A 25,926-nucleotide genomic window follows, 5' to 3' on the forward strand; every position below is an offset into this window, starting at 1 on the left:
GGTGAGCCACGCCAGTCACACCTGGGGCTCTGCCGGTGTCTCGGGGGTTGAACCGTCCGCGAAGGGAGTCAGACATGGCAGGGAACACCAGGGTGGTAGTGGTCGGCGGCGGATTTGCCGGCGTGATGGCGGCCAATCGCCTGATGCAGCGCGACGACGTCACCGTGACCGTGGTGAATCCGCGGCCGGACTTCGTCATCCGGCTCCGGCTGCACCACGTGGTCGCCGGTGTCCACGATGCGGTCGTGCCCTACCGGCAGGTGCTGGCCGAAGACGTGCGGCTGATCCAGGACACCGTCACCGCAATCGACGCGGCTCAGCGCAGTGTGACTCTGCTGGGGGCCGGCACACTCGGCTACGACTACCTCGTCTACGCGGCGGGCAGCGCGAGCGCCGAATCACGCGTTCCCGGCGCGGCCGAGTTCGCCTACCCGATGGCCACCCTCGAGGCAGCGCAGCGGCTGCGCTCGATCCTCGACGACCAGGGCCCCGCGACTCCGGTGACGGTCGTGGGCGCCGGGCCGACCGGCATCGAGACCGCCGCCGAGTTGGCCGAGCGGGGGCACCGGGTCAGTCTGGTCTGCGGGGGTACGCTCGGCGCGTACCTGCACCCACGGGCCCGACGCGCCGCCGCCAGGTCACTCACCAGGATCGGCGTGGACGTCCTGGCCGGTCCCGGCACCGAGGTCACCGAGGTCACGCGGGACGCCGTGCGGCTCGGTGACGGTCGTACGCTGCCGAGCACGATCACCATCTGGACCGCAGGCTTCGGGGTGCCGGATCTGGCCACGCGCAGCGGGTTGCGGACCGACGCCCTCGGGCGCCTGATCACCGACGAGACGCTGACCAGCGTCGACGACGAACGCATCGTCGCGGCCGGGGACTCGGCGGCGCCGTCGGGCGTGCCGTACCGAATGAGCGCGTACACGGCGAGTTGCCTCGGCGCGCACGCCGCGGACACGGTGCTACGGCGCATCGCGGGTACGCCCGCCGAGCCGGCGAGTGTCTTCTTCGGTGCCATGTGTGTCGGCTTGGGCACCCATGCCGGCATCTACCAATTGGCGGGCCGGGACGACACCGCGAACAGGATGTACGTCGGCGGCCGCTTCGGCGCGAAACTGAAGGCTCTCACCTACCGGTTCGCCGTTGCCCACCTCACGAACGAGGCCCGCAAGCCCGGATCGCACCGGTGGCTCAGCAACAACAAGCGCCGCCAACTGGTGGAGGCGGAATCGGGCCCGGCACGGGCTGCCGCCGAACGCTCGGCGTAGCGCGACGAGGTCTGCCCGGTCGCTAACGGGGGCGGCCGGGCAACGCGATCTCGAAGTGGACGGTCTGGTAAATGTCGTCGCCGCCGTCACGCGGGTCGTGGATCGGCGTGGCCAGGCTCCGCCAGAACGGTTCGGCACCGTCGATGCGCGGATCCGTGTGCAGGTAGAGCGCCTGGTAATGCGGTTGCCGGGTGACGAAGTCGATGGCGAGGCCGACGAGTGCCCGGGCGAGGCCGTAGCGTCGGTGTTCCGGCCGGACGTAGACCCGGAACAGCTGTGCGGTGGTCTCGTCCGGGTAGCGCTGGGCGAGGAAACGCGGGTGTGGTGGGCTCTTGGGCCCACCGGCCCGCACCCCGGTGGTGCCGACGACCTCGTCGCCCTTGGTCGCGACGAACAGGGCGTGGTGCTGCGGCGTGAGGTAGGTGCCGTCGAGGTCGATGACGTCCCGGTGCCAGTCGGGCCGGTAGCCGTAGCCGAAGTCGCGGTAGAAGCTGTCGAGCATGACGCCGCGCGCTCCGTCGAGGTGCCGTTGGTCGGCCGGCTGGACGTCGTACGGGCCGACGTTGCGTCGGTACTGCTGCATGGTGCCTCCGGTCATGGGTTCGACGGTGCCGCGGCGGTCGCCGGGTCGATGTGCAGAAGCGCGCGGGTCAGCGGGTGGTGTGCGTGGTTGAGCAGGGCGTCGGCCGGTCCGCTGTCGACGACGGTTCCGTCGTCGAGAACGGCGATGTGGTCGGCGAGGTGGGCCACGACGTCGCGGTCGTGGCTGATCATGACCACGGTCAGTCCGAGAGTGCGTCGCAGCTCGTCGAGAAGCGTGAGGATGCCGTGCCGGGTGACGCTGTCGAATCCGGCGGTCGTCTCGTCGCAGATGAGGACGCGGGGCTCGCTGGCGAGAGCACGAGCGAGCGCCGCGCGGTGCAGTTCGCCGCCGGAGAGCCGGTCGGGACGTTGGATCACGGTGTGTTCGGCGAGACCCACCCGTTCGAGCAGGTGCAGGGCGGTGTGACGGGCCTGGTCCGGCGTGGCGTCCCGCAGCCGGCGCGCGGGCCCGGCGATCTGGTCGAGGACCGGCCGGTAGGGGTTGAAGCTGGCATGGGCGTCCTGGAACACGTACTGGACCGCCCCGAGTTCGTGGGGCTGGCGCTGGTCGAGCTGCGCCGCGAGGCGGTGCTCGGCGAGGATCACCTGGCCGGTGCGGGCGGGGTGCAGGCCGGCGATGCAGCGGGCGAGCGTGGTCTTGCCACTGCCGGACCGGCCGACCACCGCCAGGCACTGCCCGGCGGAGACGGACACGCTGACGTCACGGAGCACGTCGCGGTGTCGACCACCGTCGCGGTGGGCGGCGCTCAGGCCGGTGACGCGCAGCAGCGGCCGGTCCTCGCCGACCACCGCCGGTGGCCCGGCCGGTGGCGTCGCGAGCAGTTGCTGGGTGTGCCGGTGCTGCGGCACGGCGAGCACCTCGGCGGCCGGACCGGATTCGACGGCGGCACCTCGGTGCAGCACGAGGATCTGGTCGGCGACGGCTCGTACCAGGTGCAGATCGTGGCTGAGCAGGATGACGGCGATACCGTCGCGGGCGAGTTTCGTCAGTTCCCGGGCGACGGCGTTGCGGGTGATCGCGTCCTGGCCGGTGGTGGGTTCGTCGGCGATGAGCAGCACGGCGTGGGCCAGCAGGGCGTGGGCGATGACGAGGCGTTGTTGCTGACCGCCGGAAAGCTGGTGTGGGAAGCGGCGCAGGAACCGGCGATCGGTCGGCAGGCTGACGTGTTCGAGGGTCGCCGTCACCGCGCTCCGATGGGCGCTGCGGCTGTCTTCGGGTGTCTGGTGCCGGGCAATCTCATGGAGCACCGCGCCGATGCGGCGTACGGGGTTGAGTGCGGTGCCGGGTTGCTGGGGCACGTAGCCGACGGTGCCGGGCCTGGGCGGGCTGACGGTCGTGACCGGCTGGCCAGCCAGGGTGATGCTGCCGGTGAGAGTGACGCCGGGGGCTACCTCGCCGAGCAGGGCCCGGGCGGTGGTGGTCTTGCCGCTGCCGGATGCGCCGATCACGGCGAGGATCTCGCCAGCCGGCAGGCTGAACGAGACGCCGTCGACCAACGTCCGGTCGACGGCCAGGGCCGTCAGCTCCCGCACCTGAAGGAGGGCGTTCTGCGCGTGCGGGCGGTCGCCGGTCGTGGCTGGTACGGGCGGTGGTGCGAGGCTGGGCACGGCAGGGGTGACCAGCATCCGGTCGGTGACCAGGTTGAGACCGACGGCCAGGCAGATGATCAGCGCGGCCGGCACGGCGACGGCCCAGGGTTGGAGGAAGAGGCCGGTGCGATTGCGGTCCACCATGACGGCCCAGTCCGCGGCGTCGGGTGCCACGCCGATGCCCAGGAAACTCGCGGTGGCCACCAGGTAGATGGCGCCGATGAACCGGACCCCGGCGTCGGCCAGCAGGATCCGCCGGATGCCGGTACCGATGTAGCCGGGACCGCGCCGCCACCAGGTCTCCCGGTAGAGGCGCATCGCCTCCATGGCCGTCCCGTGGGCCAGCGGCAGCGCGGCGGCCCGGGTGATCCGGGCGATCTCCGGCAGCCCGATCAGCGCGACGATCCCGACCAGGGTGAGGGGCCCGGGCGGCGCGGTGGCGGCCAGCAGGATCAGCAGCAGCAGCGACGGCACCGCCAGCATCAGGTCGAGGGGGCGCATGAGCAGCTCGTCGACCCATCGGCGGCGGGTGGCGGCGGCCAGCAGCCCGACCGGCACACCGACGAGGTACGCCAGCAGCGTCGCGCAGACGGCGACCACGACGACGGACCGGCCGCCGAGCAGGACCTGCTGCCCCACGTCGCGGCCGACAAAGTCGGTGCCCAGCGGACCGTCGCCGGAGAACGGGAACGTGCGGTCGCCCGCCTCGCCGGCCAGCAGCGGGCCGAACACGGCCAGCGCGAGCGGCACCGCGAGCAGCAGTGCCCCGGTGAGGGTGCGCAGCCGCCTCACCGGACAGCCCCGATCCGGGGTGCGAGGCGGAACGCCACCAGGTCGGCGGCCAGGTTCACCACCACGGTGGTGACGGCTACCAGGACGCACAACGCCTGCACGGTCGGGATGTCCCGGGTGGACACGGCGTCGACCAGGGCGGTGCCGAGGCCGGGGATGACGAACACCGCCTCGACGACGATGACGCCGCCGAGCAGCCAGTCGGTGGTGCGGGCGAGTTGCTGCACCACGGGTGCCAACGCACCAGGCAGGGCGTGGCGAAGCCAGAGCCGGCTGCCGGTGATGCCGAGCCGTCGGGCATGGCGCACGTGCTCGCCGCGCAGGGCGTCGAGCATGCCGGCGCGGGTGAGCCGGCTGATGGTGCAGATCGGCCGAGCGAGCAGCACCAGCAGCGGCAGCACGAGCACGGACGGCCGGGCGAGCAGGTCCGCGCCGAACGCGGTGGGCAGCAGCCAACCGAGTTGGACGCCGAAGACGGCGATGAGCAGGATCGCCAGGGCGAATTCGGGTACCGCGTACAGCGCGACCGACACCGCCGACACCATCCGGTCCAGTCGTCCCCCTTCCCGGCGGGCCGCCAGCATGCCCAACGCGATGGCAAGTGGTACCAGCACGAGGAGGGTCACCGCCGCCAGCAGCAGAGTGGCCGCCGCGCTGTCGGCGAGGCGTTCGACGATCGGCCGCTGCGAGATCAGCGAGACGCCGAGGTCACCGCGGATCAGGTCGGTCAGCCAGTCGAGGTAGCGCTGCCAGGCCGGTCGGTCGAGGTCCAGTTGTGCCCGGATCGCGGCGATGCGGGCCGGGTCGGGCTGGTCGCCGGCGATCACCACGGCGGCGTCACCGGGCAACGCCTCGGTGAGCACGAACACGATTGTGGTGATCCCGGCGACCTGCCCGAGGCCGAGCAGCAGCCGACCGGCCGCGTAGCGGGGCAGACTCACCCCAGCCAGACCTTGTCGAAACGGGCCCAGTCGAGGGTGTTGGCCGGGGCGTCGGAGGAGACCCCACCGACGCGAGGCGCGGTGGCGACGAGGAAGTCCGCGAAACCCCAGATCAGGAATCCGCCCTCGGCGTGCAGGGTGCGCTGCATGTCACCGTACGCCTGCCGGCGGGTCGCCTCATCGGCGCTGGAGATGGCCTTGGCGTACAGGGCGTCGAACTCGGGGCGGGCCCATCTGGTGGCGTTGGTGGTGGAGTTGGTCAGCAGCCGCTGCGAGATGTGCGTTTCGATCGGCATGGCACCGGAGCGGTACGAGGCCAGCACACCGGAGTTGAGGATGTCCTTCCAGTAGGTGTCCTTGTTGCCCATCGCCGTTTCGATGACGAGCCCGGCCTGCTTGGCCTGTTCGGCGAAGACGCTGGCGGCCTCGACGAAACCGCTGGCCACCGACGCGGTGTCGAGCGGGATCCGCAGCCCCTTGGCGCCGGCCTTGTCGATGAGGAACCGGGCCCGGTCGAGGTCGCGGGTGCGCTGGGCGATGTCGTCGGCGTAGTACTGGTAGCCCTTGCCGAACAGGTCGTTGCCGACCTGGCCGGAACCGGCCAGGACAGTGTCGACCAACTGTTGACGGTCGGTGAGCAGGAACATGGCTTCGCGCAGGTCGCGGTTGTCGAACGGTGGCCGGTCGACCTTCATGGCGAACGACTGCATGGTGCTGTTCGGCATCCGGGTGACGGTCATCCGGCCGCCGTCGGCGTGGGTACGGGCGGTGGTGGGGGTGATGTCGTGCGCGTAGTCGACCTGGCCGGCGAGCAGGGCGTTGACTCGGGCCGACTCCTCGTTGCTGATCAGATACTCCAGCTCGTCGAGGTGCGCGGCGCCCTCCCAGTAGCCGCCGTACCGCTTGAGCAGCAGCGACCGGCCGGGTTGCCAGGAGTCGAAGGTGAACGGCCCGGAACCGACGGGCCGCTCGAAGCTGTCGGCGCCCTCGGGGACGATGTACGCGCCGAACGCGGCCAGGGCGTTGGGGAACTCCGCGAAGGGCTGCTTGAGGGCAAACTCCAGGGTGCGGTCGTCGACGGCCCGGCTGTTGGGCAGGTCGAGCAGGCCAAGGCTGGCCTTGGCGCGGAACGCCCGCCTCGGGTCGGTGATCCTGGTGTAGCTGTAGAGCACGTCGGCGGAGCGGACCGGCCTGCCGTCGTGGAAGGTGGCCTGGCGCAGGGTGATCCGCCAGCGGGTGAGATCGCCGCTGGGCTCCCAGCGTTCGGCGAGGCGGGGCTGGATGGAGACGTCCGGGCCGTAGTCGGCGAGCTTGTCGAACATCGCCTTGGCGCGCGATGCCTCGTTGAACAGGTTCGCCAGGTGCGGGTCCAACGTCTCGTTGACACCGCCGCCGGCGAACGCCACCCGCAGCCGGCCGCCGCGCTGGGGCTGCCCGGCCGAGGTGGTGGCCGGGTCCTGACCCGGGCCGCAGCCGGTGAGCAGGGCGGCGGAGACGGCGGCGGCGCCGCCGAGCAGGCCACGGCGAGATACTCGCGGCGTGGTGACGGGAGGGTGGATCATGGGGATGTCCTTTCGATACGCGGGTGCGAGTTACGCCGCCTCGTTGCGGCGGCGGGCGACCAGGTGCAGACGGTCGCCGGACAGGGCGTCAGACAGCGCGGCCGCCGGATGCCAGGGCGGGTCGGTCCGTGGCCCGGGGGTGTCGAACAGGGCCACCACGTCGAACCCGGCGGTGTCGAGCAGGTGCCGCAGTTCGGCGGGGAACAGCAGCCGCCACGCCGAGGTCTGTACCAGCGGTTGCGGGCAGTTCGGCCAGGTCCAGACGCGTTCACGGCGCAGCAGCTGCTCACGGTGGTCGATCCACAGCCGCGTCGCGGAGGTGTACGTGACGTCGCGCCAGGTCACGCTGCGGGTGCGGGCACCGTCTAGGAGTTCGGTGCTGCCGAGGAAGAAGGCACCGTTGCGCATCTCCGCCACGAGCAGCCCACCGGGCCGCAGGTGCCGGCGGCAGCGCTGCAGGAACGCGGTCAGGTCGGCGTTGTGGTGGCAGTACAGCAACGCGCTGTCCAGGCAGGTGATCACGTCGAAGTCACCGGTCAGGTCGAAGGTGCGCAGGTCGGCGTGCACGAACCGGACTCCGGGATGGCGGCGCTGCGCGTAGGTCAACATCGGCACCGAAATGTCCAGCCCGGTGGCGGTGTAACCGAGGGTGGCGAGGTGCCCGGCGTCGCGACCGGTGCCACAACCGACGTCGAGCAGCCGGGGCGCGGCGACGGCGCGGTCGGCGAATCGGCGTACGAGGTCGTCGACGAACCGGGCGGCGATGTGGCCCGGGTCGGGAAACTGTTGTTCGTACAGCTCCGGGTTGTCGGTGAGCAGATTCTCTCCGCTCATGACACGCCCGCCGACGCCGCCGCCGCCGGTGCCGCCGGTGCCGCCGGTGCCGGGGTGAGCAGGCCGCCACGGCGCAGCAGCCACACCGCGCCTGCCGATGCCAGCCCGACACCGGCCGTGAGCAGCCACGCCGCCGCGGGCACACCGGCGCCTCCGGAGCCGCCCACCGCCGCGCCGACGGCAGCGGTGCAGCCGGCGGCGAGAATCCCGGACACCAGGTAGAACAGGCCGAAATAGGTGCCGGTCAGTCCCGGCCCGGCGAAGGTGGGGATCAGCTCCAGAACGAACGGCTGGGTGATCATCACCCCGACGGTGAGCAGGACGGCAGCGGCCAGTACGGGCAGCAGCCGCAGCGCCGGAGGCGCCGACTCCACCCGCAGCAGCGGCAGCAGGAAACCGGCTCCCATCACGGCCATGCCTGCGGTGATGCTCGTACCGCGGCTGACCCGGCGATGCAGCCAGCCGGTCAGGGGCAGTTGCAGGGTGAGCGTCACGACGGTGGAGACGACGAACAGCACCGCGACCGCCACCGGCTGCCCGGTGACGTGTTCCGCCTGCACCGGCAGGATCAGATACAACTGGGTCTGCAACGCGAACATGCCGGCCAGCGCCACGCTGAAGGCCAGGAACCGGCGGTCGGCGATGCCGGTGCGCCAGTCCTGCCAGACGGTGGCCGCGCTGGACGTCACCGGTTGGGCGGGCAGCCAGACCGCCTGCGCCACGGTGAGCGCGGCGAACACCGCCGCGGCGGTCAACGCGGCGACCCGGAAGTCGACAAGCAGCAGTGCCGAGCCCAGCAGTGGGCCGAGCAGCGCGCCCGCGCTGGCGAACACGTTGAACAACGCAAACGCCTCGGCGCGCCGGTCGGCGGCGGCCTGCGCCACATAGGTGCGCACCGCCGGGTTGAACAGCGCCCCGGCCAGCCCGGACAGGATCGACGCGGCAAGCAGCAGCGGCAACGAGGTGCTGAGGGCGAACAGTCCGAAGCCGACGGCGCGCAGGGCGCAGCCGGCGATGATGACGCCGCGGGCACCGAGCCGGTCGGCGGCCGAGCCGCCCAGCAGGAACAGGCCCTGCTGGCTGAGGTTCCGCACGCCGAGCACGACGCCGATCACGGCGGCGGACAGGCCGACGTCGTCGGCCAGATAGCCGGCGAGGTAGGGCAGCAGCAGGTAGAAGCCGATGTTGACGCCGAGTTGGTTGACCACCAGCAGTCGGATCGGCAGCGGAAAGCTGCGCAGTGTGGCCCACGTGTTCATCGGGCCGCCCGCACGCCGAGACCGGGTTCGTCGGTCAGCCGCAGGACACCGTCGTGACCGCCGATACCGGTCCACGGATCGTCGGCGAGCAGCAGATGCCCGTCCAGGTCGATCCAGCGGGCGTCGCCGGTGAGGTGCACCGCTGGTGCGATCCCCAGCGAGCTGGCCACCAGGCAGCCCAGCATCAGATCCATGCCGTACGCGCGGGCGGTGGCCGCGATCTGCTGTGCGGCGTGGATGCCGCCACACTTCGCGAGTTTGATGTTGATGCCGGCGACCGTGCCCGCGAGCGCGTCGAGGTGCGCCACCGTGGCGGCGTCCTCGTCGGCGATGACCGGCACCTCGGTGCGCGCGCTGATCCAGGCGAGCAGCTGCGGTGTTCCGGGCGCGATGGGTTGCTCGACGGCGTCGATGCGGTACGGGCGCATCGTGTCGAGTAGCCGCACGGTCTGCTCGGCTGTCCAGGCGCCGTTCGGGTCGAGCAGGAGCCGGGCCTGCGGCGCGGCAACGCGTACGGCGGCGATGCGGGCCAGGTCAGCGGCGTCGCCGCACTTGACCTTGACGAACTGGAAGCCGCGCCGCCCGAGCGCCCGAGCGGTGGTGGCCGCGTCCCCGGGGGCGACCAGGCCGATGGTGTGAGCCGTGGGCACCGGGGCGAAATCCGGCCGGCCGAGCCACCGATGCACCCGCATCCCGGCGCGCCGGCCCACCAGATCGTGGACGGCGGCGTCCAGGGCCGCCAGCACTCCGGCGGGCAGCTCAGCGGCGAGCGCGGGCAGGTCCGCCACCAGCGTCTCGGGTTCGCCGTAGCCGCGCACCCGGTCCCTGAGCCCGGCGAGCAGGTCGAGGATGGCGGCCAGGTCGAGGCCGTAGTAGACGCTCGTGACGACCTCGCCGTGGCCGGTGAAGCCGTCGTGGGACAGCTCGACCTGCACGGCGTCGCGGCCCGGCATCGTCGAGCGGGAGATCCGCAGCGGCTCGCGGAGCCGCAGCGGGTAGCTGCGCCAGCCGAGCCTCATGCCGGCACCGCCAGGCGGCGCAGCGGGTCGCGGACGGTCCGGCAGCGACTCCACCGGGTGACCTCGACGGCGTCCGGGTACGGAATCTCGATCGGGTGGCCCGGTGCGGGGGCGAACAGCCCGTGGGCGGCGCAGAACGCGTCGTCGAAGATCGAGTCGAGGTAGCGGTGCGGACCGTCCGGGAAGATCGTGACCACCCGCGCGCCGGGCTGCATGCGGCTGATCCACGCGGCGACCCGGGCCACGGCGCCGGTGCTCCAACCGCCGGTGACGAACGCCGAGCGTGCCAGCCGGCGGCAGGTGTCCACCGCCTCCACCGGGCCGATCCAGTGCACCTCGTCGAAGGCGGTGTAGTCGACATTGCGGGGGAAGATGCTGCTGCCCAGACCGCGCATCAGCCGTGGCCGCGCGGGCTGACCGAAGATCGTCGAGCCGACGGTGTCGACGCCGACGAGCCGCATCCGGGGCCAGTGCCGCCGCAGCGCCCGGGCCAGGCCGGCGCTGTGCCCGCCGGTGCCGACGCTGCACACCAGCACGTCGACGGCCTCGACCTGCCCGGTCAGCTCGGCGGCGAGAGTGCGGTAACCGGCGGCGTTGTCCGGGTTGTGGTACTGATCAGGCCAGTAGGCGTCCGGGATGCGCGCCAGGATCTCGTGCAGTCGGTCCAGGCGGGCCTGCTGCCAACCGCCGACCGGGTGCGGCTGCTCGACCACCTCGACCACCGCCCCGTAGGCGGTCAGCAGCGCCCGCATCGGTCGTTCGATGTCGCGGTCCACCACGAGGATGACCGGGTGGCCCAGGGCCTGCCCGGCGAACGCCAGCCCGATCCCGAGGGTGCCGCTTGTGGACTCCACCACCGTGGCTCCCGGTCGAAGGTCACCGCGCTGCCGGGCGGCCTGGAGCATGGCCACGGCGGCGCGTGCTTTCATGCCGCCGGGGTTCAGATACTCCACCTTGGCGTGGAAGCCGCCGTGCGGGTGCGGCAGCGGGGTGTCGACGTACGCCACCGGGGAGCGCCCCAGCAGGTCCAGCAGGTGTGGTGCGCACGTTCCCGGCGCGGCGCCGGTCAGCATGGCGACCCGTCGGCGGCGCGGTAGCGGTAGACCGTCGTCGGCCCGCCGTCGAGCCAGAAGAACGGGTACGGTTCGGCGGACACGGCGCTGAGCCCGGCGCCGAGGAAGCACGGCAGGACGGCGCTGCCGGTCTGCGCGAAGGCCACCATCGGTTTGCCGGTGGCGCGGGCGTGCCGCAGCAGTGGCTCGAAGGTGCCGTTGCCCAGCGTCATTCCGGACACCAGCAGAGCGTCACAGCGTTCCAGCAGCGCGTCGGCGTCCGGCAGACACGGCTCGTCCCACTCGGTGCTGCCGCCCGCCAGATCGCAGGGCAGGTAGCCGATGCCGCGGCGGCGCAGTTGGCCGAGCAGGGAGTTGACCACGCCGACCACCAGGACCTGCTGCCCCCGGGCCACCGGCAGCAGGTCCACCACCGCGGCGGCTCTGGCGGTCGACTTGGCCAGCGAGGTGCCGGCGGGGATGGTGACCGCGTCGTCGGCAGCGTGCGCGTGCGGACGGGCCGCGGCGAGGTAGGCGTCCAGGGCCGCGACGCGGACCGCCGGCACCGGGTGGGTGAGCAGTTCCGCGACGCTGCGACCCACGCAGTCGTACGCGACGTCGTCGGTCAGTTCAGCCGGCTCCGTCGAGCAGGAACCGACGGTGGCGCCCACCCGCAGACTCAGTACGTGGTTGCGGTAGCTGCGGCCGCGTCCGGCGTGCCGGGCACCCTGCCGGGTGGTGAACGCGACGCTGACCTGCTCGGTGGCCGGGTCAGGGCCGATTCGGCCAGCGCTGACGGCGTCGATCAGGTCCGTCACCGACATGAACGGCTCACCGGTCTCCACCGGCGTCGGTGTCGTCACGCCAGCGCCTTGGCCAGCTCGTCGGCGTATCGCACACGCAGGCCGCCGATCAGTTCCTCGGCGCGGGCGCGGGCGCCGGGGCCGGTGGTGTCCACAGTCATGACATGGCCGAGGTAGGTGTTGTTGCTCACCGCGTCGCCGGTGCGGTGCCCAACGGGTTTCACCGCCCAGTCGACGACGTCGGGCGCTGCGGCCAACGTGGCCGAGCCGTCGATCCCGGCGACGGTCCCGGCGCGGGACGGCAGCAGGAACGAGATGGCCGCGCTGCGCACGCCCGTGTCGGTCACTGTGACCTCCGGTTCTTCACCGATGGCGAGCTGCGCGTACACCATGGGCAGATCCACCCCGGTCGCCCGCCGCACCAACTCGGTGATCTGGTTGCCCGCCGGGCGTGGGTTGATCTCCACCACCCGCGGCCCGGCGGCCGTCAGCCGCAGCTCGGTGTGCGCCACTCCCCGGTCGAACCCGACCGCGGCGAGGGCGGCGACCGCCGTGTCGCCCACCGCGGTGACCGTCGCGGCGTCGAGCGCGGCGGGGAACATGTGCCCCGTCTCGACGAACCACGGCTCGCCGGCCAGGCTCTTGTCCGTCACACCGAGCACCGTCGTCGTGCCGTCGACGGTGACGGTCTCGACGCTGACCTCCGGCCCGACCAGCACCTCTTCCAGCAGCACCTGTGGTGCGCGCTGCTGGCCACGGGCGTTGACCGGGAACGCGTCGAGGGCGTCGAAGGCCTCGCGCAGTTCGGTCCGGTCGGCCACCAGCCGGACGAACATTCCGGCGCACAGGTCGACCGGCTTGATCACCAGCGGGAAGCCCAGCGTACGCGCGGCGGCCTCGGCACCCGGCCAGTCCTCGGTGATCGCGAAATCCGGGCCGGGCAGGCCGGCCGCCTGCATCCGTTGCCGCGCCAGGTCCTTGCGGCAGGCGTACTCGACGGCTTGCGGCCGGGCACCCGGCAGACCCAGGTGTGCGGCCAGCCGGGCGACGGTGCCGAGGTAGTAGTCGCAGGAGGTGATGACACCGTCGAAGCGCAGTACCTCGTGCAGCCGCTGGACCTGGGGCAGCAGCAGGTCCAGGTCGTTGGTCTCGGCGGTGATCACATTGTCCGCGGTGAGCAGCGGGTGCACCCCGTCGCCGCTGCCCCGGCCCAGGTAGTGGTGCAGGTTCCTGGTCAGGAAGGTGAACCGATGTCCGGCTTCCCGGATCGCCCGGGGCAGCAGGGTGCTCATCGCACCCACCCAGCTCTCGACCACCAGCACATGTCCCACCGCGCACTCCCGATGTTCAGGGGATCCCCGACCACCAGACGATAACGGTTGTCATTTGCGATGGCTAGCCGGGGTCTCCTCGGTCACCACCGCGAACCCACCCGCCGCGACCGGTGCCGTGGTCACGTGCCGTGGTACGCGGCTCGCATGAGGTGCTGCATGTCGTCGAGCATGGGCATCCGCGGGTTGGCCGGAGCGCACTGGTCCTCGTACGCGTTGAGTGCCTGTTGCGGCAACGCGGCGAGGAAAGCCTCCTCATCGACGCCGACGGCCTGGAAGGACGGCTCGATGCCGACGGCGTCGCGCAGCCGCTCCACCGCGGCGGCGTACGACTCGACCCCCTCCTGCGCGGTGGCCGCCGGCAGGCCCAGCATCCGGGCGATGTCCTGGAACCGCTCCGGCGCCCGGTAGTCCTCGTACCTGGGCCATCCGGTCAGCTTGGTCGGTGTGGTGCCGTTGTAGCGGATGACGTGCGGCATCAGGATCGCGTTGGTGCGTCCGTGCGCCACGTGGAAGGTGGCACCCAGGGTGTGCGACATGGCGTGCACGATGCCCAGGAAGGCGCTGCCGAAGGCCATGCCGGCGATGGTTCCCGCGTTGTGCATCTTCTCCCGGGCCTCGGCGTCGGCCGCGCCGTTGCGCACCGCGCGCTCCAGGTAGGTGAAGATCAGCTTGATGGCCTGCAACGCGAGACCGTCGGTGAAGTCGTTGGCATAGACCGAGACGTACGACTCAGTGGCGTGGGTCAGCGCGTCGAAGCCGCTGTCCGCCGTGATGGTAGGCGGCAGGTCGGCGGCGAGCACCGGGTCGACGATGGCCACGCTCGGCGTCAGGGCGTAGTCGGCGAGGGGAAACTTCTTGCCGGTGGCGGTGTCGGTGATGACCGCGAACGGCGTCACCTCGGCGCCCGTGCCGGAGGTGGTGGGGATGCAGACCAGGCGGGCCCGCTCCCCCAGCGTCGGGAACTTGAAGGCCCGTTTGCGGATGTCGAAGAACTTCTCCCGCATGTCGGCGAAGACCACCTCCGGGTGCTCGTAGCGCAGCCACATCACCTTGGCGGCGTCCATCGCCGAGCCGCCGCCCAACGCGACGATCGTGTCGGGTCGGAAGGACCGCATCAGCTCCGCGCCCCGGTCGACCGTGCCGACGCTCGGCTCCGGTTCGACATCGTCGATGATCTGCAACGCCACCCGCTCGGGCCGCCGCTGCAGGACGGTGATCAGCCGGTCGACGTACCCCAGCCGGGTCATGGTGTGGTCGGTGACCACCGTGACCCGGTGCACGTCGGGCAGGTCGGCCAGGTAGCGGATCGCGTTCGGCTCGAAGTAGATCTTCGGTGGAACCTTGAACCACTGCAGGTTGTTGGTCCGACGGCCGATCCGCTTGACGTTGAGCAGGTCGACCGCGGTGACATTGTTCGACACCGAGTTGCGTCCGTAGCTGCCGCAGCCCAGGGTCAACGACGGCAGGAACGCGTTGTACATGTCGCCGATGCCGCCCTGCGACGCGGGAGCGTTCCAGATGATGCGCACCGCCTTGACCCGCCGCCCGTACTCCTCGACGAGGTGCGCGTCCTCGGTGTGGATGACCGCGCTGTGCCCGAGGCCGTTAAGCTCGACCATCTGCTCGGCGTGCCGGATGCCGTCCTCGGTGGACTCGGCGCGCAGCACCGCCAGGACGGGGCAGAGCTTCTCCCGGGTGAGTGGTTCGGCCGGGCCGACCCGGTCCACCTCCACCAGGATCACCGACGTGTCGGCCGGCACCGTCAGGCCGGCGCGCTCGGCGATCCACACCGCGCTCCGACCGACGACCTCCGGGTTGAGCCGCGCACCCGCGCAATCGGTGCCACCGGCGGCGGCCCCGAAGATCAGCTCCTCGATCCGGCGCTTCTCGTCGGGAGCGGCCAGATAGGCGTGCAGTCGCTGGAACTCGGCCATCGCCGCCGGATACACCTCGGCATCGATGATCACCGCCTGCTCGGAGGCGCAGATCATGCCGTTGTCGAACGACTTCGACAGCACGATGTCATGTACCGCCCGGCGCAGCTTCGCACCGCGATGAACGTACGCCGGCACGTTGCCGGCACCCACGCCAAGAGCCGGCTTTCCGGACGAGTACGCCGCCCGCACCATCCCGTTGCCACCGGTGGCCAGGATCGTGGCGACCCCGGGGTGCCTCATCAGCGCGCCGGTGGCCTCCACGGAAGGCTGCTCGATCCACTGGATGCAGTGCTCGGGTGCGCCCGCCGCGACGGCGGCGTCCCGGACCACCCGGGCCGCCTCGACACTGCACCGCTGGGCGGCCGGATGAAAGGCGAAGATCATCGGGTTGCGGGTCTTCAGCCCGAGCAGCGCCTTGAAGATGGTCGTCGACGTGGGATTGGTGACCGGAGTGACGGCGCAGACCACGCCGACCGGCTCGGCGATCTCGACGATGCCGTTGATCTCGTCACGGGAGATGACCCCGACCGTCCTCAGGGCCGCCATGTGATTGGTGACGTGCTCACACGCGAAGATGTTCTTGACCGCCTTGTCCTCGAAAACGCCCCGGCCGGTCTCGGTCACCGCCATCCGAGCCAGCTCGGCGTGCCGGCTCAGCGCCGCCACAGAGGCCTTCGCCACGATCCGGTCGACGCGCTCCTGGTCGAACGCGGCGTAGTCGTCGAGCGCCTTGAGTCCATTGCCGACCAAGGTGTCGATGGCGGTCCCGGGCGTGCTGGCCGCCCCGCGCTGCGGCGGCGGGGCCGAGGTTGGCAGGAGGCTCGTCGCGGTGGCGGCGGTCATGCGGATCACTCCGATCGTCGATGCCGGTCACGTCGTCCGGTCACACCCTGATCGTCGCCGCCGCACCGGGGCCCACGCCGGTGTCCAGCGGCCCGGACCGCCCGGGCCTTTCGCCCCTGACCGCCCGGCCACCCCCGCGAGAGGCTCGAAGAGAGCTTCCAGGAGGAGACATGGCCCAGCAGCACAGCCCGGCGGCCCGGTCCGAGCAGCGCCCGACGGCGCGGCCCGACCCGTGGCGCGGCTTCCACGGCGACGCCTGGCGCGACACCGTCGACGTCGCCGCGTTCGTCCGCGACAACGTCACCCCGTACCACGGGGACGCCCGGTTCCTCGCCGGCCCGACCGCTCGCACCACACAACTGTGGGACCGACTGCGTGACCTGTTCATCGCCGAACGGGAGCGCGGGATCTACGACGTGGACCCGCACACCCCCGCCACGATCACCTCGCACGCGCCCGGCTGGATCGACCGGGATCACGAGCTGATCGTCGGGCTGCAGACCGACGCGCCGCTGCGCCGGGCGATCATGCCCAACGGTGGGCTCCGGATGGTGGAGAACGGGCTCGCCGCGTACGGCTTCGAGCTGGACCCGCAGGTGCGCCGCGTCTTCACCACGTACCGCAAGACCCACAACGCCGGGGTCTTCGACGCCTACCCCGCCGACGTGCTGGCGGCGCGGCGCTCGCACATCGTCACCGGACTGCCCGACGCCTACGGTCGCGGCCGGATCATCGGCGACTACCGGCGGGTCGCGCTCTACGGCGTCGACCGCCTCGTCGCCGAACGCCAGGCGATCAAGGCGTCCCTGGACGACCGTCCCTGCTCCGAGGACGTCATCCGCGATCGTGAGGAGCTGGCCGAGCAGATCCGCGCCCTCGGCGAACTCAAGGAGATGGCCGCCGGTTACGGCTGCGACATCAGCGCACCCGCCGCCACCGGCCGCGAGGCGGTCCAGTGGCTCTACTTCGCCTACCTGGCCGCCACCAAGGAACAGAACGGCGCCGCCATGTCGCTGGGTCGCACGTCGACCTTCATCGACGTGTACCTGGACCGCGACCTCGCCGAGGGCCGGCTCACCGAGTCCGCCGCCCAGGAGTTGATCGACGACTTCGTGATCAAGCTGCGGATCATCCGCTTCCTGCGTACCCCCGAGTACGACGAGCTGTTCTCCGGCGACCCCACCTGGGTCACCGAGGCCATCGGTGGGGTCGGCACGGACGGTAGGCCGCTGGTGACCCGCACCAGCTTCCGGTACCTGCAGACGCTGTACAACCTCGGTCCGGCACCCGAGCCGAACCTGACCGTCCTCTGGTCGGCCGACCTGCCCACCGGTTTCAAACGCTTCTGCGCCCAGGTGTCGCTGGACACCAGCGCCATCCAATACGAAAGCGACGACCTGATCCGGCCGGTGTACTCCGACGACACCGCGATCGCCTGCTGCGTGTCGGCGATGCGCGTCGGCAAGGACATGCAGTATTTCGGCGCCCGCGCCAACCTCGCCAAGGCCCTGCTCTACGCGATCAACGGGGGTCGGGACGAGATCAGCGGCGAGCAGGTCGCGCCTGCCACACCGCCCGTCACCGACGACGTGCTGGACTACGACACCGTCCTGGCCGCGTTCGACCGGACCCTCGACTGGCTCGCCCGCACCTACGTACGCGCGCTCAACGTCATCCACTACATGCACGACAAGTACGCCTACGAGCGACTGGAGATGGCGCTGCACGACCACCCGGTGCACCGCTTCCTCGCCACCGGCATCGCCGGGCTCTCCGTCGCCGTGGACAGCCTGTCGGCGATCCGGCACGCCCAGGTCAAGGTGCTGCGCGACGACACCGGCCTGGTCACCGACTACACCGTCGACGGCGACTACCCGGCCTTCGGCAACAACGACGACCGGGCCGACGCCATCGCCGTCGACCTGGTGCAGCGCTTCATGGACAAGGTACGGGCGCAGCCGACGTACCGGGGGGCCGAGCCGAGCCTGTCGGTGCTCACCATCACCTCGAACGTGGTCTACGGCAAACACACCGGCAACACCCCGGACGGTCGTCGGGCCGGCGAGCCGTTCGCGCCCGGCGCGAACCCGATGAACGGCCGGGACACGCACGGCCTCGTCGCGGCGGCGCTGTCAGTGGCGAAGCTGCCGTACGCCAGCGCCCGCGACGGCATCTCGCTCACCACCACTGTCACCCCGGACGGGCTCGGCCGCACCCGCGACGAGCAGGTCGACAATCTCGTGGGAGTGCTCGACGGTTACGCCGACGCGGGCGGCTTCCACCTCAACGTCAACGTCCTCGACCGGGCCACCCTCGAAGACGCCATGGCGCACCCGGAGCGGTACCCGCAGCTCACCATCCGGGTCTCCGGGTACGCGGTGAACTTCGTCCGGTTGACCCGCGAGCAGCAGCGCGACGTCATCTCCCGCACCTTCCACGGCCGGCTGTGATGACGCCGCAGGTCTGGCCGTCGCGCCCGCACCTCGTGCCCGCGGGTGCGGTGGTCGGGTCCGTCCACTCCTTCGACATCTCGACCGGAGTGGACGGGCCCGGTACCCACTTCGTCGCGTTCCTCGCCGGCTGCCCGTTGCGCTGCCGCTTCTGCCACAGCCCCGACACCTGGTACCAGCGCAGCGGACGGGCCATGACCGTCGACGACCTGGTCACCGAGATCCGGCGATACGAACGTTTCATCAAGGTCGCCGGTGGCGGCGTCACGCTCAGCGGCGGCGAGCCACTGCAACAGGCGCGGTTCACCGCGGCCGTGCTGCGCCGGTGCAGGGAGCTGGGTCTGCACACCGCCCTGGACACCAGCGGTTTCCTGGGCGACCGCGCCACCCCGGAGTTGCTCGACGCGACCGACCTGGTGCTGCTGGACATCAAGAGCTGGGATCCGGCGACCTACCGCCGGGTCACCCGGACCGGTACGGTCGCGCCGACGCTGCGCTTCGCCCGCCGCCTCGCCGAGCGGGGCACCCCGATCTGGATCCGCTTCGTCCTGGTGCCCGGCCTCACCGACGACCCGGCCAACGTGGCCGGCGTCGCCGACTTCGTCGCCACGCTGCCCACCGTGCAGCGGGTGGAGGTGTTGCCGTTCCACCGGCTCGGCGCGCACAAGTACCGCGAGTTGGGGCTGCCGTTTGCCTGTGCCGACACCGAGCCACCCACGCCCGAACTGCTCGACCGGGTCCGCGCCCAGTTCACCGACCGGGGTTTGCTGGCCCTGTGACCACTCCTTCGAGAAGGGGAGGATCCGATGACGTCCTGGTCGTCGAGTTCGCGCTCAGGCGGCCCTGAACTGGACGGGCAGGCCGGCCACTCGCCATTCCAGGATGCCGTCGGTGGCGCACCGTGCCTGCCGGCCGTGGGCGCTGAGGAGCCGGACCGCGTCGTGAGCGAGGGCGCAGTAGGCACCGCGACAGTAGGCGATGACCTCCCGGTCTTCGGGCAGTTCGGCGAGCCTGTCCTCGAGTTCGTCAAGTGGTATGGATACCGCGCCGGGCAGATGCCCGGCGGCGTACTCCGGTGCCGGTCGCACGTCGAGGACGACGACGTCGCCGGCTTCGGCCCGGCGGAGCAGCTCGGCCAGATCGATTTGTTCGGTGTCGTCGGGACCAAGGTAGGCGCGGCGGGCCTGCTCGGTGTGCGGTCGGTGCCGCTGCGCCACGCTGCGGAGGTTCGCGAACAGGGCGGCGACGTCGTCGCCGGCCAGGGAGTACCAGATCCGGGTGCCGTCGCGGCGGGTGGCGACGAGCCCGGCTGCGAGGAGACGTTGCAGGTGCGCCGAGCAGGTGGACAGCCCGAGGTCGGCGGCGTTGGCGAGGTCCTCGACGCTGCGCGGGCCCTGGGCGAGCAGGTCGAGCAGTTCCAGGCGCTTCGGGCTGCCGAGGGCTTTGCCGACGGCGGCGAACTCGGCGAACAGCGCGTCCTTGGCGGCTCGGTCACCCATTGGTGCCTCCCTGGGGTGCTGACGAGGCCGGGATCCGGCGTCGGTGGGTCTCGTACATTCTGGCGGCGACGACCAGCCCGGACGCGGCGGTGAGGGCGGCGACGGTCCAAATCGCCGCCCGGATTCCGAAGGCGTCGGCGACGACACCGGCGAGCAGGGCGCCTACCGCGAAGCCGCCGTCGCGCCAGAGCCGGTAGACGCCGACGGAGCGGGCCCGCCACGCCGGGTGGGCGACGTCACCGATGGACGCCAGCAGCGTCGGGTAGACCATCGCGGTGCCGGCGCCGAGCAGGACCGCCGCGACCGCCCACCAGGTGAAGGCGTCGGCGAGGGCGATCAGCGCCAGGCCGAGGGCCTGGGCCCACATGCCGGCAGCGATCAACCACTTGCGCCCCCACCGGTCCGACAGCGCGCCGGTGAACAGTTGCCCGAGGCCCCAGACCGCCGGGTAGAGCGCCGCCAGGATGCCGATGCGTCCGACGGACAGACCTGCGGCGGCGAACAGCACGGGAAACAGCCCCCACGCGAGACCGTCGTTGAGGTTGTTCACCAGACCGGCCTGGCTGGCCGACGACAGCGCGGGCTCGCGGAAGCTGGTCTGGGTGAACACCTGCCGGTTGCTCAGCTCCGGATGCAGGTGATCGTGGCGGCCGTCGGCACGGGCTACGTGGTTCGCTGCCTCCAGGCGGGCGTGCCCGCGGGTTTCCCGCACCAGGAGCGTCGACAGACCCAGCCCGAGCGCCGCGTACGCGATCCCGAGCAGGAACGGTGCCGGGCGCAGCCCGTACGCCTCGGCTAGGTACCCGGTAGCGAGCGCGGTCGCGGCGACGGCCAGGTAGCCGGCGGCCTCGTTGAACCCCATCGCGAACCCACGCCGGGCCGGCCCGACCAGGTCGATCTTCATGATCACTGTGGTGGACCAGGTGAGCCCCTGGCTGACGCCGAGCAGCACGTTGGCGGCGACGACCCACCCCCAGGTCGGTGCCCAGATCAGCAGCAGCGGTACCGGGACGGCGATCAGCCAGCCCGCGACCAGCACCGGCTTGCGGCCGTAGCGGTCCGACCAGGTGCCGGCGAAGTAGTTCGTCGCGGCCTTGGCCAGGCCGAACGCCAGGATATAGGTCAGTGCGGCGGTGTACGCCTGCTGACCGAACCCGGACTCCGCCAGCAGCGGCAGCACCGTCCGCTCCTGGCCGAGCATCCCGCCGACAAGGGCATTGACCGCGACGAGCAGGGAAAACTGGGCTGCGTTCTGCCGCAGGCCCAGGGCGATCGGGCGTTGAGTCGCGCGCAGACTCATGCTCCCACCTCCAGCTTCGCGCCAGTCGCGGTGGACCAGTCCGACGGGCCGCCGGCGAGCACGGCGAGATCGGTGCGGTCGGCCCGGGCGAGCAGGCTGGCGGCCGTCATAGCCCGTTCTCCGTGGCCGCACATCAACACGGTGCGGCCGACTGGCGCTGCCCCGGCACGAGCGGCAAGGCCGCCGAGTTCGATGTGCCGGGCGCCCGGGACATGACCGGTGGTGTACTCGCTGATCTGCCGAACGTCCAGGATGGAGGCATCGGCCAGCGCCGCGCCGTCGACCAGCGGAATCGACCTGAGCTGCCCACCGGCCGCGGTCCAGGTGGCCATGCCCCCGGTGAACTCACCAGCGAGCCGGTCGTAGCCGATCTTCAATGCCTGCCAGATCACCTCGTCCCGGTCCTGGTCGGCGTTGCGAACCACGACCAAGGGGCGGTCGGGGTCGACGAGCCATCCCAGCCACGTGGCGAACACCCCGCGCAGCGGAATGGACAGCGAGCCGGGGATGTGTCCGGCGGCGAAGTCGGCAACCGGCCGGACGTCGACAACCTCGGCGTCGGCCTCGCGCAGGCGCCGAACGTCCTCGACCCTCAGGTCGGGCAGGACGGCTGCGCTCCCGACCAGCGCCGGCCCGAGACGGTTCAGCTCCGGCAGTCGCAGGAAGTACGGCGGGAACGTGCCCAGCGAACCCAGCAGCGCCGTCACGAACGCGTCCTCGGACTCGGCGCGCAACAGCGCGTTCGTCGCCCTCTGAGCCCCGATGGTCGAGGTCCGTTCCGCGCTGGGCGGTGCCGAGCAGAACGACCCCGCGCCATGTGTCGGCCACACCGCCACCGCGTCGCCAAGCGTCGCGAGACGGCGCAGCGACCGGTACTGGGCCCGGGCCAGTTCCTCGGTGCGCTCCGGCGCCACCAGGTCGGTACGCGCGGCAGCTCCGACCAGCAGCGATCCCCCGGTGAACACCCCGACGGTCCGCGGGCCGTCCAGCACCTCGAAGGCGATGTGCTCGTGCGTGTGCCCCGGGGTCGCCAGGACCCGAAGGGTCAACCCACCCAGGTCCACCTCGTCCCCGTCGGCCAGCGCGACGTGTCCGAACTCGCGCTGGCCCGCCGCCGAGGCCAGCACCCGCGCACCGTCGCTGGCCGCCAGGTCACGGGCACCGGACAGGAAATCCGCGTGCAGATGCGTGTCAGCGGCGTAAGCGATCCGCAGGCCACGACGCTCGGCGACCGCCCGCAGCGTCCGCAGGTCACGGCTCGCGTCCACCGCCAGCGCCCGACCATCACCAAGATCCAGCAGATACGCCGTGTTCCCCAGACCCTCGTCGACCAGCGGAACCACATTCACCTCAGCCATCACATCCTCCTCGCCTGGCCGTCCACGTCGACAGACCACACCTTAAATACAGTATTCCAACGAATATTGGAGAAGGGCAAGAGCCGACGTCCTCAATCCATCGCGAGGCGAGCCTGGTTGACAGCTGGCACATCCGGTGTGCAACATATTGCATGCCTGTTCCACGGGGGCCGGGACTCGCTCCCAGGTCACTTCTCCGCGACGAGGCCTACCGGGCGATCCGCGACGCCATCGTCGGCGGCACGCTGGCCCCCGGCGAACGCCTCAACGACAACGACCTGGTCGAGTGGCTCGGCGTGAGCCGCACCCCGGTCCGGGAGGCCCTGGCCCGCCTGGAGCAGGCAGGTCTGGTGCAGACCAGACCCGGCCGATACACGATGGTCAGCCCGCTGGACGTCCGCGCCGCCCGAAACGCCCAGTCGGTCACGGCCGCCATGCACGAACTGGCCGTCCGCGAGGCGCTGCCCAACCTCTCCGCCGACGAGATCGACGTCATGCGCGCAGCCAACGCCCGGTTCGCCGAGGCGCTGCGGCGTAACGACGTGGACGCGGCCATCGCCGCCGACGACGCCTTCCACGCAGTTGCCGTCCAGGCCAGCGCCAACCAGGCCCTACGCGACGTGCTCGAACAGTTCACCCCGGTGCTGCGTCGCCTGGAGCGACTGCGTTTCTCCTCACTCAGCGGCCGAGAGTCGGTCGCTCAGCACGAGCTGATCATCGCGCGGTGCGAGGCCGGAGATGTCGCAGGTGCGGCGGAGGCCACCCGCGCCAACTGGGAGACCCTCGCTCCCCTGCTCGACACCGACGCCCCCGAGTCAACCGGCTGAGCTGGGACGTCCCCCACTCGGGCAGGTCAGGCCGGGACGTACGCTTGCGGCATGGCTGAGGAACCTCGGTGGTTGACCGACCACGAGCGCGACGCCTGGCTTGCCCTGGCCAAACTCATGTTCAACCTGCCGAGCGCCCTCGACGCCCAACTCCTGCGCGACAACCACCTCACGCTGTTCGACTACTTCGTGCTCAGCGGCCTGTCCATGGCCCCCGCACGCACCCTGCGGCTCAGTGATCTGGCCAGCCAGATCAGCTGCTCGCTGTCCCGACTGTCGAACGTCGTGAAGCGGCTCGAACAGCGGGGACTGCTGCGCCGCGCACCCGACCCGGAGAGCCCCCGCTACACCGTGGCCACGCTCACCGAAGACGGGTGGGATCTTGTGGTCGCCGCAGCCCCCGGACACGTCGCCGCCGTCCGTCACTACGTCATCGACGGCCTCACCGCGAGTCAGATCGACGTCCTGCGCGAGGTCGCCTGCCACGTGACGCGGCAGATCGCCGAGACCCCGGAGGCCGCTGCGCGCCCCCGTTGACACCGGCAGGTCAGCTCTCCGCACGTCCCGTACGCCCTCCCCGGTCAGGCGTCGCCGGAGACCGACGCGAGCGTCGACGCGGCCGGTCGCGGGCTCGTCCCGACCGGCAGCCGGACGGCGAACCGGGCGCCCCGACCGGGATGGCTGCGGGCGTCGATGCTGCCTCCGTGCCCGGTGACCACCTCCCGAAGCAGTGCCAGGCCGAGCCCGGTGTGGCGCTTCTCCGGGCCCGCGCCGCTGTAGAACCGGTCGAAGATGCGGTCGGCCGGGTCGAAGCCGTTGCCGGTGTCGGCGACGATCAACTCCGCCACGTCGGGGGCGGGCAGGCGCACCGTCACGTCGATCCGTCCGCCGGCCGGGGTGTGGGTGAGGGCGTTGGTCAGCAGTTCGCTGATCACCCGCCGCAGCGCCGACTCCACCCCGGCGACCGGGACCGGCACGTCCGGACGGCTGAGGGTGAGCGCCACACCCTGTTCGCCGGCCCGGTCGTTCTCAGCGAGCACGGCGGCCTCGGCGAGAGTGGCCAGGTCCACCGGGTCGGCGGCCGGCCGGTCACCCGGGGCGGCGGCCAGCCGGGCGGAGAGCAGCAGGTCGTTGACGACCTCGCCGAGTCGTCTGGTGGTGCCGGTCAGGCGATTCAGCTCCGACTGGTACTCGACGGGGATGCCGGCGGCGCCGGCCCGCCGCGCCAGCAGTTGTGCCCGGGTGTGCACCTGCGCGATGGGCGTACGCAGTTCGTGGCTGACGTCGGCGATGAATCGGCGCTGCCGGGCGAGGGAGTCGGCCAGCGGCGCGACGGCGAGCCGGCCCACCACGCAACCGCTGGCGACGGCGACGATCAGCCCGAGCAGTTCCGCGACGGCGAGCGCGACGAGCAGGTGACGCCGGTCGGCGAGTTGGTACCGGGCGTCGAAGATCGCCTGCACGACGTCCTCGCCACGGGTCTCGGTCAGGACGAAGTAGACCGTGCCGTTGCGCGTGATCGTGGTTTCCGCCGGGACTCCGGTGCTGGCCGTGGTGGTCATCGCCGTCGCCAGCGGGAACCCGGGCGGCGCCGGCACCGTACCGCCGGTGATCTCGCCGTCGCGGAGCAGGAACAGCCAGGTGCAGCCGGGTGGACCGGACGGGTCGCTACGGCTGGCGGTGTAGGCGAGTTCGCGTTTGATCTGGCGCTCCTGGTCACGGACCAGCATGCCGTAGGCGAGCACGCCGACCGCCGTGACCAGGACGGTCACCGCGAGCCCGACCAGCACGCCGACCCGGCGACGGGCCCGGGCCACCACGATGCGCTCGGCCGCCATCCAGGAGAGGCCGGCCGGCGCCGGCCGGCGCAGCCTCCGCCACGGCGTCACAGCTCACCGATCCGGTAGCCGAGGCCGTGCACGGTGCGGACCGCCGTCCGGCCGAGCTTGCGTCGCAGGTAGTACACATAGGTGTCGACGATGGAGGTCGCCGCCGCCTCGTCGAAGACCCGGCGGCGCAGCTCGGCGCGGGTGTGCACCGCCCGGGGGCGTACGGCGAGCACGCGGAGCAGTTCGAACTCCCGGGCGGAGAGCGCCACCCGGGTGCCGTCCGCCAGCACCACGTCTCGCAGGCCGAGGTCGAGCCGACCGGTGCCGATCGGCAGCGCCTCGGCGCCGTCCGAGGTACGTCTGCAGAGCGCCCGGAGCCTGGCACTCAGTTCGTCCAGGTCGAACGGCTTGATCAGGTAGTCGTCGGCGCCCGCGTTCAGGCCGGCCACCCGGTCGTCGACCGTGCCGAGCGCGGTGAGCAGCAACGCACGGGCACCGATCGCGCGCGAGCGCAGCCGGGTCAGCAGGTTGAGCCCGTCGAGCGCCGGCAGCAGCCGATCGATCACCATCACGTCGTAGGGTCGGGTGAGCCCGAGGTGCAACCCCCGATGTCCGTCCCGAGCCACGTCGACCTGGTATCCCTCGTCGGCAAGTACCTCGGTGAGCATGTCCGCGAGTTCCGCGTCGTCCTCGACCAGGAGCAGCCGGTGTACGTCTGGTGATACCCCGCTTACCTGTAGCACACGTCGAGAATCCCACACCGATCCCTCGACATCGATTGTGACCAATGTCTCTATGTTGTTTCGATCGGCGATCGCCGCCA

At 71.4% G+C, this 25,926-nt stretch carries 21 protein-coding genes; 5 read left to right on the forward strand and 16 right to left on the reverse strand.

The annotated features are described in order from the left end of the window. Positions 1-74: 74 nt before the first annotated feature. Positions 75-1,271, forward strand: a complete 1,197-nt coding sequence (locus tag ACN26Z_RS19875) for an NAD(P)/FAD-dependent oxidoreductase (RefSeq protein ID WP_421462748.1) — start codon at positions 75-77, stop codon at positions 1,269-1,271. Between the two features lie 22 nt (positions 1,272-1,293). Here the strand turns inward: ACN26Z_RS19875 and ACN26Z_RS19880 are convergent, their stop codons facing one another. The 11 genes from ACN26Z_RS19880 to adhE all read right to left on the reverse strand — a co-directional run bounded on the left by ACN26Z_RS19880 (position 1,294) and on the right by adhE (position 15,840). Continuing rightward, the gene (locus tag ACN26Z_RS19880) at positions 1,294-1,869 is read right to left on the reverse strand and encodes a GNAT family N-acetyltransferase (RefSeq protein ID WP_282237991.1); all 576 of its coding nucleotides are present in this window, start codon (positions 1,867-1,869) and stop codon (positions 1,294-1,296) included. Continuing rightward, positions 1,866-4,256 (reverse strand): ATP-binding cassette domain-containing protein, encoded by a 2,391-nt coding sequence (locus ACN26Z_RS19885; protein ID WP_421462750.1) that lies wholly within the window; start codon positions 4,254-4,256, stop codon positions 1,866-1,868. The genes ACN26Z_RS19880 and ACN26Z_RS19885 overlap by 4 nt, the downstream gene beginning before the upstream one ends. Continuing rightward, complete coding sequence (locus ACN26Z_RS19890; protein WP_421462752.1) at positions 4,253-5,197, reverse strand: ABC transporter permease; 945 nt, start codon at positions 5,195-5,197, stop codon at positions 4,253-4,255. The genes ACN26Z_RS19885 and ACN26Z_RS19890 overlap by 4 nt, the downstream gene beginning before the upstream one ends. Continuing rightward, complete coding sequence (locus tag ACN26Z_RS19895) at positions 5,194-6,759, reverse strand: ABC transporter substrate-binding protein (RefSeq protein WP_421462754.1); 1,566 nt, start codon at positions 6,757-6,759, stop codon at positions 5,194-5,196. The genes ACN26Z_RS19890 and ACN26Z_RS19895 overlap by 4 nt, the downstream gene beginning before the upstream one ends. Before the next feature lie 30 nt (positions 6,760-6,789). Beyond that, a complete protein-coding gene (locus tag ACN26Z_RS19900) occupies positions 6,790-7,593 on the reverse strand; it encodes a class I SAM-dependent methyltransferase (protein WP_421462756.1) in 804 nt (267 codons plus the stop codon). After that, complete coding sequence (locus ACN26Z_RS19905) at positions 7,590-8,852, reverse strand: MFS transporter (RefSeq protein ID WP_421462758.1); 1,263 nt, start codon at positions 8,850-8,852, stop codon at positions 7,590-7,592. The genes ACN26Z_RS19900 and ACN26Z_RS19905 overlap by 4 nt, the downstream gene beginning before the upstream one ends. Further along, the gene (locus tag ACN26Z_RS19910) at positions 8,849-9,871 is read right to left on the reverse strand and encodes an enolase C-terminal domain-like protein (protein ID WP_421462760.1); all 1,023 of its coding nucleotides are present in this window, start codon (positions 9,869-9,871) and stop codon (positions 8,849-8,851) included. Before ACN26Z_RS19910 ends, ACN26Z_RS19905 begins: the two co-directional genes overlap by 4 nt. Next, complete coding sequence (locus ACN26Z_RS19915; protein ID WP_421462761.1) at positions 9,868-10,944, reverse strand: PLP-dependent cysteine synthase family protein; 1,077 nt, start codon at positions 10,942-10,944, stop codon at positions 9,868-9,870. Before ACN26Z_RS19915 ends, ACN26Z_RS19910 begins: the two co-directional genes overlap by 4 nt. Next, positions 10,938-11,786 carry a Rossmann-like domain-containing protein gene (locus ACN26Z_RS19920; protein ID WP_421462762.1) on the reverse strand — a complete coding sequence of 283 codons (849 nt, stop codon included), beginning with the start codon at positions 11,784-11,786 and terminating at the stop codon, positions 10,938-10,940. Before ACN26Z_RS19920 ends, ACN26Z_RS19915 begins: the two co-directional genes overlap by 7 nt. After that, positions 11,783-13,057: an ATP-grasp domain-containing protein gene (locus ACN26Z_RS19925; protein WP_421462764.1), complete on the reverse strand. Its 1,275-nt coding sequence runs from the start codon at positions 13,055-13,057 to the stop codon at positions 11,783-11,785. Before ACN26Z_RS19925 ends, ACN26Z_RS19920 begins: the two co-directional genes overlap by 4 nt. 122 nt (positions 13,058-13,179) lie before the next feature. Beyond that, positions 13,180-15,840, reverse strand: coding sequence for a bifunctional acetaldehyde-CoA/alcohol dehydrogenase (gene adhE, locus ACN26Z_RS19930; RefSeq protein ID WP_421462766.1), 2,661 nt, complete (start codon positions 15,838-15,840; stop codon positions 13,180-13,182). Between the two features lie 170 nt (positions 15,841-16,010). Here adhE and pflB point away from each other — a divergent pair, with 170 nt between their 5' ends. Beyond that, positions 16,011-18,290 carry a formate C-acetyltransferase gene (gene pflB, locus ACN26Z_RS19935; protein WP_421462767.1) on the forward strand — a complete coding sequence of 760 codons (2,280 nt, stop codon included), beginning with the start codon at positions 16,011-16,013 and terminating at the stop codon, positions 18,288-18,290. Further along, positions 18,290-19,069, forward strand: coding sequence for a pyruvate formate-lyase-activating protein (gene pflA, locus ACN26Z_RS19940; protein ID WP_421462769.1), 780 nt, complete (start codon positions 18,290-18,292; stop codon positions 19,067-19,069). Before pflB ends, pflA begins: the two co-directional genes overlap by 1 nt. A 54-nt stretch (positions 19,070-19,123) precedes the next feature. On the opposite strand, the gene ACN26Z_RS19945 is transcribed toward pflA, so the two are convergent. From ACN26Z_RS19945 to ACN26Z_RS19955, 3 genes are read right to left on the reverse strand one after another with little or no spacing between them, the layout of a single operon-like run. Beyond that, a complete protein-coding gene (locus ACN26Z_RS19945; RefSeq protein ID WP_093408846.1) occupies positions 19,124-19,789 on the reverse strand; it encodes an ArsR/SmtB family transcription factor in 666 nt (221 codons plus the stop codon). Beyond that, positions 19,782-21,089, reverse strand: coding sequence for an MFS transporter (locus tag ACN26Z_RS19950; protein WP_282237978.1), 1,308 nt, complete (start codon positions 21,087-21,089; stop codon positions 19,782-19,784). The genes ACN26Z_RS19945 and ACN26Z_RS19950 overlap by 8 nt, the downstream gene beginning before the upstream one ends. Continuing rightward, positions 21,086-22,447, reverse strand: coding sequence for an MBL fold metallo-hydrolase (locus ACN26Z_RS19955; RefSeq protein ID WP_421462772.1), 1,362 nt, complete (start codon positions 22,445-22,447; stop codon positions 21,086-21,088). Before ACN26Z_RS19955 ends, ACN26Z_RS19950 begins: the two co-directional genes overlap by 4 nt. Before the next feature lie 152 nt (positions 22,448-22,599). Between ACN26Z_RS19955 and ACN26Z_RS19960 the strand changes: the two genes are divergently transcribed. Next, positions 22,600-23,274 carry a GntR family transcriptional regulator gene (locus tag ACN26Z_RS19960; protein ID WP_421462774.1) on the forward strand — a complete coding sequence of 225 codons (675 nt, stop codon included), beginning with the start codon at positions 22,600-22,602 and terminating at the stop codon, positions 23,272-23,274. Between the two features lie 51 nt (positions 23,275-23,325). Beyond that, complete coding sequence (locus tag ACN26Z_RS19965; RefSeq protein WP_282237975.1) at positions 23,326-23,811, forward strand: MarR family winged helix-turn-helix transcriptional regulator; 486 nt, start codon at positions 23,326-23,328, stop codon at positions 23,809-23,811. Between the two features lie 44 nt (positions 23,812-23,855). On the opposite strand, the gene ACN26Z_RS19970 is transcribed toward ACN26Z_RS19965, so the two are convergent. Further along, complete coding sequence (locus ACN26Z_RS19970; RefSeq protein ID WP_282237974.1) at positions 23,856-25,112, reverse strand: sensor histidine kinase; 1,257 nt, start codon at positions 25,110-25,112, stop codon at positions 23,856-23,858. A 47-nt stretch (positions 25,113-25,159) separates the two neighbouring features. Further along, on the reverse strand, positions 25,160-25,771 hold the full coding sequence (locus ACN26Z_RS19975; RefSeq protein WP_282237973.1) for a response regulator transcription factor: 612 nt from the start codon (positions 25,769-25,771) through the stop codon (positions 25,160-25,162). Positions 25,772-25,926 lie beyond the last annotated feature (155 nt).

Origin of the sequence: Verrucosispora sp. WMMD703 (genome assembly GCF_049178935.1) — a bacterium.
Taxonomy (GTDB): domain Bacteria; phylum Actinomycetota; class Actinomycetes; order Mycobacteriales; family Micromonosporaceae; genus Micromonospora; species Micromonospora sediminimaris.